Consider the following 9,253-nt stretch of genomic DNA (forward strand, 5'->3'; position numbering starts at 1 on the left):
TCACACCCTGCAACACGCGCGCCGCTGATCTGTGGCGCGCGGCTTCAACTGAGGAGGCGACTCTCGATGAAAGCACATGCGCAACGTCTCATTGCCGCGCGCCTCGGCCTCGCGCTGCTCACGCTGCTGCTGGTGTCGGCGATCGTGTTCGCTGTCACCGGGCTGCTTCCCGGCGACGCGGCCCAGCAGGCGCTCGGCCAGGCGGCAACCCCCGAAGCCGTGGCCGCCTTGCGGCATCAGTTCGGCCTCGACCAGCCCGCGCTGCAGCGCTACTTCGTGTGGCTCCTTCATGTGGTCAGCGGCAACTTCGGCACCTCGTTGTCGAACAATCTCCCCGTCAGCCAGTTGATCGCGACGCGTCTGCCGAATTCGCTGGTGCTGGCCGGTCTGACGGCGCTGGTCTCGGTGCCGGTGGCGCTGTTGATCGGCATTTCGTCGGCGATGTTCCGCGGCTCGCTGCTCGATCGCACGCTCAACGTGCTGACGCTCTCCACGGTGGCCGTGCCGGAGTTCCTGATCGCGACGATCGCCGTGCTGATCTTCGCCGTCAAGCTGCGCTGGCTGCCGGCGCTGTCGTATCTGTCGGAAGTGCATTCGTTCGGCGCGCTGCTGCGCATCTACGCGATGCCGGTGATGACGCTGTGCTGCGTGCTGGTCGCTCAGATGGCGCGCATGACGCGCGCCGCGGTGCTCGATCAGCTCAATTCGTCGTATGTGGAAATGGCCTTGCTTAAAGGCGCTTCGCCGGTGCGCGTGGTGTGGCGGCATGTGTTGCCGAACACCATCGGGCCGATTGCCAATGCCGTGGCGCTGAGCCTGTCGTATCTGTTCGGCGGCGTGGTGATCGTCGAGTCGATCTTCAACTATCCTGGCCTCGCGAGCCTGATGGTGGACGCGGTGACCAACCGTGACATGCCGCTCGTGCAGGGCTGCGTGATGGTGTTCTGCGCGGCGTATCTCGCACTCGTGCTGATCGCCGACCTGTGTCAAATCGTATCCAACCCGAGGCTGCGTCGATGATGAGCCAACCTACCAATCCCCACCATGTTCCTCACGCCGGCACGGAGCTGTACGATGTGCGCCGTGACGAAGTGGTCATCGAACCCGCGCCCGTGGAAGTGGCGGCGCTGAAACAGGGCGTGCTCAAACGCCTCGTGCACCGCTTCTCGGTACTCGGCCTGATCGGTCTGCTGATGGTCGCGTTCTGGCTGCTGGTCGCGTTCATCGGACCGCTGGTCGCGCCGTACAAAGGCGGCGCGCTGACCTCGACGGAAATTTTCGGCCGCTACAGCGCGGCGTATCCGCTCGGCACCGACTATCTCGGCCGCGACATGCTCAGCCGGATTCTCTACGGCGCGCGCTACACGGTCGGCCTCGCGCTTGCCGCGGCGGTGCTCGCCAGCGTGATCGGCACGTTCTTCGGCCTGCTCGCGGCGGTGTCGGGCCGCTGGGTCGATGAAATCCTGAGCCGTCTGTTCGACGCGCTCATTTCGATTCCGAGCAAGGTGCTCGCGCTTGTCGTGATCGCCGCGTTCGGTTCGTCGATTCCGATGCTGACGACGGTCGCCGCGGTGGCCTACATTCCCGGCGCGTTCCGCATTTCGCGCTCGCTCGCGGTCAACGTGATGGGCCTCGAATACGTGCAGGTGGCAAGAGCGCGCGGCGAAGGCATCTTCTATATCGCGCGGGTCGAGGTGCTGCCCAACATGATTCATCCGATGCTCGCCGATTTCGGCCTGCGCTTCGTGTTCATCGTGTTGCTGCTGAGCGGGCTGAGCTTCCTCGGTCTCGGCGTGCAGCCGCCGAACGCCGATTGGGGTTCGCTCGTGCGCGAGAACATCGGCGGCTTGTCGGAGGGCGCGCCCGCCGTGCTGATGCCGGCCGTCGCGATCGCGACGCTGACCATCGGCATGAATCTGCTGATCGACAACTTGCGGCGTCGCAGCCGTAGGCATGGAGGTGCGTGATGGCTGAGCGCGACATGATTGAAGTGAAGGGCCTGAGAGTCGTCGCGGGTGCCGCGCCGGGGGCGGTGACGGAGATCGTCAAGGGCGTCGATTTCTCGGTAAAGAAGGGCGAAGTGCTCGCGCTGATCGGCGAGTCTGGTTCGGGCAAGACCACCATCGCGCTGTCGCTGCTCGGCTATGCGCGTGCGGGCTGCGCGATCAGCGGCGGGTCGGTGCGCGTCGGCGAGGTCGAGGTGTTGTCGCTCGATGCGAAGGGCCGCCGCGCGTTGCGCGCGCGCACCGTCGCGTACGTCGCGCAGAGCGCGTCGGCCGGCTTCAATCCGGCGCGCACGATCATGGATCAGGTCATCGAGCCGGCGCTGCTGCATCACCTGATGACGAAAGAGGCGGCATCCGCCAAGGCGGTCGAACTGTTCCGCTCGCTCGCGCTGCCCGCGCCGGAAACGATCGGCGAGCGCTATCCGCATCAGGTATCCGGCGGTCAGTTGCAGCGCTTGATGGCGGCGATGGCCTTGATCACCGATCCGGCCGTCGTCGTGTTCGACGAGCCGACCACCGCGCTCGACGTCACCACGCAGATCGAAGTGCTCGCGGCCTTCAAGAAGGTGATCCGTGAACTCGGCACCACGGCCGTGTATGTGTCGCACGATCTGGCGGTGGTCGCGCAAATGGCGGACCGCATCGTCGTGTTGAACGGCGGCGCGGTGAAGGAGAACGGCGCGGTCGCGCAAGTGCTCGACGCGCCCGTGGATGCCTACACGCGTCAGTTGCTGGCAGCCACACGCCGACCGGAAGCCGTGCTGACGTTGCCGCCGAATCTCGGCAAACACGTGCCGCCGCTGCTGGAGATTCGCGGACTGTCCGCGGGCTATGGCCGCATCGATCGCCACGGCCAGCCCGCCGTGCGCGTGCTGGACGACGTCAGTCTGTCGATCCCGCGCGGCAGCACGCTCGGCGTGATCGGCGAATCCGGCTCCGGCAAGACGACGCTCGCGCGCGTGGTGGCGGGTCTCGTCGACCGGGCGCGCGGCGAGGTGCTGTTCAACGGCGAACCGCTGCCGGCACAAATCTCGCGCCGCACGCCGGAGCAGTATCGCCAGATTCAGATCGTGTTTCAGAACGCCGACACGGCGCTCAATCCGAGCCACTCGATCGCCGATATCCTGGGCCGGCCGCTCGCGTTCTATCACCATCTGCGTGGCTCGGCGGCGAAGAAACGCATGCTGGAACTGCTCGATCTGGTGAAGCTGCCGGCTAGCATCGCCACGCGCACGCCCGCCGGACTGTCGGGCGGCCAGAAGCAGCGCGTGAATCTGGCGCGTGCGCTCGCCGCCGATCCCGCCTTGATTCTGTGCGACGAAGTGACCTCCGCGCTCGACACGGTGGTCGGCGCGGCGATCCTCGATCTGCTCGCCGAATTGCGGCGCGAACTGGGCGTGTCGTACATGTTCATCAGCCACGATATTTCGACGGTGCGCGCGATCTGCGACGAGGTGATCGTGCTGTATGCGGGGCATCGCGTGGAAGCGGGCCAGCGCGAGGTGCTCGCGGCGCCGCCGTATCACCCGTACACGGGCTTGCTGGTGGATTCGGTGCCGGCGTTGAAACCCGGCTGGCTCGACGCGCGCCGTGACATCGTCGCGACCGCCTTGCCGGCCATGGGCGAGAGCGCCGACGTTGCCGAGTTGTGCTCGTTCCGCGCGCGTTGTCCGGTGCGTATCGACGGCAAGTGCAACATGACGCCGCCCTCGTTGAAGAAGCTGCCTTCGGGCGCGGAGATTCTGTGCCACCATCCGGTCGCCGAACTGAACCGTTTGCAGACCGTGGAGGCGACCCCGGCATGAGCGGACGATTTGTGCGCCTCGCGGAAACGGGCCGCAAGACCTTTCCGATTACCGTGGACGGCGTCGTGCGCGAGGCCGCCGAAGGCGACACGCTGATGGTCGCGTTGCTCACCGGCACGGCCACGTTGCGCGACTCCGAATTCGGCGATGGCCGGCGCGCCGGTTTCTGTCTGATGGGCGCCTGCCAGGATTGCTGGGTGTGGACCGCGCAAGGCGAGCGCGTGCGTGCGTGCAGCACGCCGGCGATGCCCGGCATGTCGATCGTCACGAAGCTGGCGGAAGCCGCGGAGGGTGTATGGCCCCGCGCGTAGTCATCATCGGGGCCGGGCCGGCGGGCGTGCGTGCGGCGCAGGCGTTGGTCGAAGCGGGGCTGCGGCCTGTCGTGGTCGACGAAGGGCGGCGTGACGGCGGGCAGATTTATCGACGTCAGCCGGAAGGTTTTTCGCGCAGCTACGAGACGCTCTATGGCACCGAGGCCGAGCGCGCCGCGTCGCTGCATCAGAGCTTCGACGCGTTGAAGAGCAGCATCGACTATCTGCCGGAAACGCTGGTCTGGAATATCTCGCCGAACACCGTGCATCTGGTGAGCGGCACGCGATATCACACGCTCGCGTTCGACGCGCTGATCGTCTGCAGCGGCGCCACTGACCGGCTAATGCCGGTCAAGGGCTGGCACCAGGCCGGTACCTATAGCCTCGGCGGCGCGCAGGTCGCGCTGAAATCGCAAGGCTGCGCGATCGGCTCGCGCATCGTGATGATGGGCAGCGGTCCGCTTCTGTATCTCGTGGCCGCGCAGTACGTGAAGGCTGGCGCACAAGTGGCGGCGGTGCTCGACACTTCGACGTTCATGCAACGCGTGGCCGCGTTGCCGCGCCTGCTGGCGATTCCCGCCGCGCTCAGAAAAGGCATCGCGTTGACGCGCGTGCTGGCCGACGCGCGCGTGCCGGTTCATCGCGGCGTGCAGCCGCTCGAAATCAAAGGCTCGCCGCAAGACGGCGTGAGCGCGGTCGAAGTCGCGTTGACCGGCGGCAAGCGACTCGAACTGACGTGCGATGCCGTCGCGCTTGGCTATCACCTGCGGCCCGAGACACAACTCGCGGATCTCGCGGGTTGCCGCTTCCTGTTCGACGAGAACGCCCGGCAGTGGCTGCCGCAAATCGACGCCGACGGCCGCAGCAGCATCAAGGGCGTCTATCTGGCGGGCGACGGCGCACGCGTGCGCGGCGCGGATGCAGCGGAACGTTCGGGCCGTCTCGCCGCATTGGCCGCCTTGCAGGATCACGGCATGGCGGTCAACGGCATGGAGCGCCTGCGCGTCGAACTCGCGCGCTTCACGCGTTTTGCCGCGGGCTTGCGTGAAGCCTTCCCGTGGCCGGCGAAATTCGCCGCGTCGCTGCCGGACGAAACGATAGTCTGCCGTTGCGAAGCGATCACGGCCGGCGAACTGCGCCGCGTGGTGCAGGCGACCGGCGCCAGGGAAGCCAATCGCGCGAAGGCGTTTTCGCGCGTCGGCATGGGCCGCTGCCAGGGGCGCTATTGCGGTCATGCGGGCGCGGAAATCATCGCGGCGGCGGCGTGCGTGCCGCTGTCGTCAGTGGGACGGCTGCGCGGCCAGGCGCCGGTCAAACCGCTACCCGTGGCGCTGACCGAAGAGGCGAGCGACGAGGTGATCGAATGAGCGCGACGACCCGCAACGAAGCCGATGTGATCGTGATCGGCGGCGGCATCATGGGAACGACGACGGCGTTCTTCCTGCGCCAGCGCAACCGCTCGGTGATTCTGCTCGAACGCGGACTCACCGGACAGCAGGCGAGCGGCGTGAACTTCGGCGGCATTCGCCGTCAGGGCCGCGCGCTGCCGCAACTGGCGATGGCCAACCGCGCGCTGCGCACGTGGCAACGCTCGGCGGAACTGCTCGGCGAGGACGTCGAGTTTCTGCCGTCGGGCCATACGCGTGTGTGCTACCACCAGAAGGACGTCGAGAATTTCGACCAGTACGCAATCGACGCGCGCGCCCACGGTCTCGAGCTCGAAGTGCTGCACGGCGAAGCGATGTTCAGGCGTTTTCCGTTTCTCGGCCGCGAGGTGCTGGCGGCTTCGATCTCGCCGCTCGACGGTCACGCCAACCCGCGCCTCGCCGCGCCCGCGTTCGGCCGCGCGGCGGCGCGGCTTGGCGCGCAGGTGATCGAGGACACGGAGATCGTGCGCGTCGAGAAAGACGGTAGCCGGTTTCGCGTGGAAAGTGCGCGCGGCGACGTGTACTGGGCGGCGCAGCTCGTGATCTGCGCGGGCGCGTGGGCGAGCCGGCTGACCGAACAGTTCGGCGAATCCGTGCCGCTCACCGCGCGCGGGCCGCAAATGTGCGTGACGGAGCCGGTTCCCTACGTGTTCAAGTCGTCGATCGGCGTGTTCACGTCGATCAAGGAAGAGAGCATTTACTTTCGCCAGATTCCGCGCGGCAACATCATCGTCGGCGGCGGTCCTGCCGGTCCCGCCGACGCCGTGACGAGCCGCGCTTCCGTGTTGCCAATCAACACCGTGCGGCAACTGGCGCAGATGCGCCGACTCGTGCCCGCGTTGGCGCCGCTGCATGTGATTCGCGTGTGGAGCGGGGTGGAAAGCTATCTGCCCGACAGCGAGCCGGTAATCGGTCCGAGCGGCCAGGTCGACGGATTGTTCTACGCGTTCGGCTTCAGCGGGTCGGGTTTTCAGATTGGCCCGGGCGTCGGCGAGACGCTGGCGGAACTTGTCGATACGGGCAGCACGGGGATTCCGCTCGACGCGTTTTCCATCCGGCGCTTCACGAAACAACCGGCGGTCCGCTCGACCATCGTGACGTCATGAAACAGTCCATCAGCCTCAATGCCGCCCGCGCTTTCATCGAAGCCCATTTCGACGAACCGGTGACGCTTGCGCAACTCGCCGCGCTGTCCGCGCTCAGCGTGTCGCGCTTCGCCACGGTGTTCCGGCAGCAATACGGATCGTCGCCGTACCGCTATCTGTGCGGCCTGCGGATTCAGCGCGCGCAGACGCTATTGCTCGAAGGCGTGCCGGGATCGGTCGTGGCGACGGAGGTTGGCTTCTTCGATCAAAGCCATTTCGGCCGCCATTTCAAGCGATGCTGCGGCATGACGCCCAGCATGTTCATCGCGCGCGCTGGCGTTAACGCGGCAAGGCATGCCGGTGCGAGTGGCTCGATTGGCTTGAGTGGCGCGCCTACGGCGTCGCGTTCAGCTTCCGCCATAACGTCGTCTTGCTGATGCCGAGCGCCTCGCAGACCGCGTCGCGATCGCCGTCGTGCGCGGCAAGCGCGGCGCGGATTTCGTCGGCCTCCACGTGACGGCTGCGTTCGCGCAGGGTTAAAGCGGATTTCTTTGCGCGCGCGTGCGGCTCGACGATTTCAGGCGCGACCGTGCGCAACATATCGCGTGTGAGGACGGTGTCAGTGGCGTTTTCGGGCAGTGCATCTACGTCAATGTCGGCGAGTTCGACCGCGATCCGTTCGATCACGTTCTGCAATTCGCGCACGTTGCCGGGCCACGCGTAACGCTTGAGCGGCTCGTCGAGCGCGGCGAGCAGGCGTTCGGCGGCGGCCGCGTCCGGCAAGCGCGCCGCGAGCCGCGGTTCGCGTGCGGCGGATTGCAATAGCAGTTCGACGGCGAGCGGCAGCAGATCGGTCGGACGCTCGCGCAACGGCGGCAGCGCGATGCTCAGAATGTTGAGCCGATAGTAGAGGTCGGCGCGAAAGCTGCCCGCTTCGATGCCCTCGGTCAACGCGCGATGCGTCGCCGCGACCACGCGAATATCGACCCGCGTCGGCTCCGTCGAACCAAGCCGCACGACTTCGCGTTCCTGCAGCACGCGCAACAGCCGGCTTTGCAACGACAGTGGCATCTCGCCGATTTCATCGAGGAACAGCGTGCCGCGGTGCGCCACTTCGATCAGCCCCGCCTTGCCGCCCTTGCGCGCGCCGGTGAATGCACCTTCCTCGTAGCCGAACAGTTCGCTCTCCAGCAGCGCCTCGGGAAACGCGCCGCAATTGATCGCGACGAACGCGAAGTCGCGCCGCGCGCTCAACTGATGCATGCTCTGCGCGACCATCTCCTTACCCGTGCCGCTTTCGCCGAGAATCAACACGGTGGCGTCCGAGCGGGCATAGCGCCGCACGAGCGCGCGCACCCGTTCGATCGATTCGGACGCGCCGACGATATCGTCGAGCCGGTAACGCGCGCTGAATTGCTGCACGCGCTGGCGTGAACGCAGCGTCCGGTCGAGCCGTTCGACCGCGCGCGATTCCTGGAACGTCAGCACCGTGCCCGCCGCCGCGCCACTGCTCGCCAGCGGCCCGCGATGCACGACATAGCTCACGCCACGCACCGTGCACAACGTGTCGCCGTCCGCGTCCGGCAGGCTGCCCGCGAGATCGGGCGCGAGTTCGAGCAGCACGCGGCCCACGGCATGCGCCGCGTCGAGACCGAGCACGCCGGCGAGGCGCTGGTTCATCGCTTCGACGCGGCCTTGCGCGTCGAGCGCGACGACGCCGTCGCGCAGATGCTGCAGCAGATTGTCGAGCCGTTGACGCCGGATGGTTTCGCGGCGCGTGGCCTGGGCGACTTCGAGCGCGGTGTCGAAGGCCGCGCGCACCGACGCGCGCGAATACAGAAATACCGCGCCCATGCCGGCATTCGCGGCGAGGTCGGTGACGAGTCCGGGGCCGACCACCACGTCGATGCCGCGATCGCGCAGATCGAGCACGACGCTCTCCGCATCCTGCGCCGATTGATAGGAAGCGAACGTGACCTCGAGCGCATAGGCGGCCGTGAAGCGCCGCACTTCGTCAGGCGTGTTGCCGTGCGTGACGAGCGCGACCTTCGCGCCGTCGCGCCGCGCCCGCGCGAGCGCGTGCATCACGTCGAAGCCGGTCGGGCCGATCAGCACGACCGGCACCGACACGCGCGTCTTCAGATACGCGCCGTTCGAGCCGCCGGCAATCACCACGTCCGGACGACCCGCGCCCGCGGCGTCGATCTCTCGCACGGCGTCTTCGAAGCCGTGGGACACGATGCGCAGATCCGCGCGCTCCACATATTCGCCGGCGATGTCGAAAAACAGATCGCGCAGGCGGCTGATGCTGACGGCCCAGATGCGGGGGCGCTGGGCGGTTTCGAAAAGAGGTGTGCTCAAGGCTGGGCGCTCGCGGCGGGCTGGGAACGTCCGTCTATTATGCGCGCATCCATTTCCAATTTGAAATTCGCATTTCAGTTGTGAAATGAAATGCAAGCTGACGCGGGCGGCCGTCTTTAGTGAAATCAGGCACTTAGCGGGCGCCGGAACGGCTGGCCCGTTCCTTGCATTTGAGGCTGCGGTCAAAAGCATCCCCCCATGCAATCTGGAGACGAAGTCATGAGTGAAGCAGACAACAGCACGTCGAACGCAGGCGCA

8 protein-coding genes are annotated in these 9,253 nt (G+C 66.7%); 7 read left to right on the forward strand and 1 reads right to left on the reverse strand.

Features of this window, described 5'->3' with window-relative positions:
• Nucleotides 1–66 precede the first annotated feature (66 nt).
• The 7 genes from PQR42_RS19670 to PQR42_RS19700 are packed head-to-tail and all read left to right on the forward strand — an operon-like array spanning nt 67 to nt 7,071.
• Nucleotides 67–1,020, forward strand: coding sequence for an ABC transporter permease (locus PQR42_RS19670; RefSeq protein WP_408387021.1), 954 nt, complete (start codon nt 67–69; stop codon nt 1,018–1,020).
• The gene (locus PQR42_RS19675; RefSeq protein WP_408218952.1) at nt 1,017–1,967 is read left to right on the forward strand and encodes an ABC transporter permease; all 951 of its coding nucleotides are present in this window, start codon (nt 1,017–1,019) and stop codon (nt 1,965–1,967) included. The genes PQR42_RS19670 and PQR42_RS19675 overlap by 4 nt, the downstream gene beginning before the upstream one ends.
• The gene (locus tag PQR42_RS19680; protein WP_408218954.1) at nt 1,967–3,811 is read left to right on the forward strand and encodes an ABC transporter ATP-binding protein; all 1,845 of its coding nucleotides are present in this window, start codon (nt 1,967–1,969) and stop codon (nt 3,809–3,811) included. The genes PQR42_RS19675 and PQR42_RS19680 overlap by 1 nt, the downstream gene beginning before the upstream one ends.
• Nucleotides 3,808–4,122: a (2Fe-2S)-binding protein gene (locus PQR42_RS19685; protein WP_408218957.1), complete on the forward strand. Its 315-nt coding sequence runs from the start codon at nt 3,808–3,810 to the stop codon at nt 4,120–4,122. The genes PQR42_RS19680 and PQR42_RS19685 overlap by 4 nt, the downstream gene beginning before the upstream one ends.
• Nucleotides 4,107–5,489 carry an FAD/NAD(P)-dependent oxidoreductase gene (locus tag PQR42_RS19690; protein WP_408218960.1) on the forward strand — a complete coding sequence of 461 codons (1,383 nt, stop codon included), beginning with the start codon at nt 4,107–4,109 and terminating at the stop codon, nt 5,487–5,489. Before PQR42_RS19685 ends, PQR42_RS19690 begins: the two co-directional genes overlap by 16 nt.
• Entirely contained in the window at nt 5,486–6,655 is a 1,170-nt protein-coding gene (locus PQR42_RS19695) for an NAD(P)/FAD-dependent oxidoreductase (protein ID WP_408218963.1), read from the forward strand. Before PQR42_RS19690 ends, PQR42_RS19695 begins: the two co-directional genes overlap by 4 nt.
• Nucleotides 6,652–7,071, forward strand: coding sequence for a helix-turn-helix domain-containing protein (locus tag PQR42_RS19700; RefSeq protein WP_408218966.1), 420 nt, complete (start codon nt 6,652–6,654; stop codon nt 7,069–7,071). Before PQR42_RS19695 ends, PQR42_RS19700 begins: the two co-directional genes overlap by 4 nt.
• Here the strand turns inward: PQR42_RS19700 and prpR are convergent.
• Nucleotides 7,028–8,995, reverse strand: a complete 1,968-nt coding sequence (gene prpR, locus PQR42_RS19705) for a propionate catabolism operon regulatory protein PrpR (protein ID WP_408387020.1) — start codon at nt 8,993–8,995, stop codon at nt 7,028–7,030. The two genes, PQR42_RS19700 and prpR, sit on opposite strands and share 44 nt — an antisense overlap.
• Nucleotides 8,996–9,253 lie beyond the last annotated feature (258 nt).

The organism is Paraburkholderia sediminicola (genome assembly GCF_046027355.1).
GTDB classification, from domain to species: Bacteria; Pseudomonadota; Gammaproteobacteria; order Burkholderiales; family Burkholderiaceae; genus Paraburkholderia; species Paraburkholderia sediminicola_B.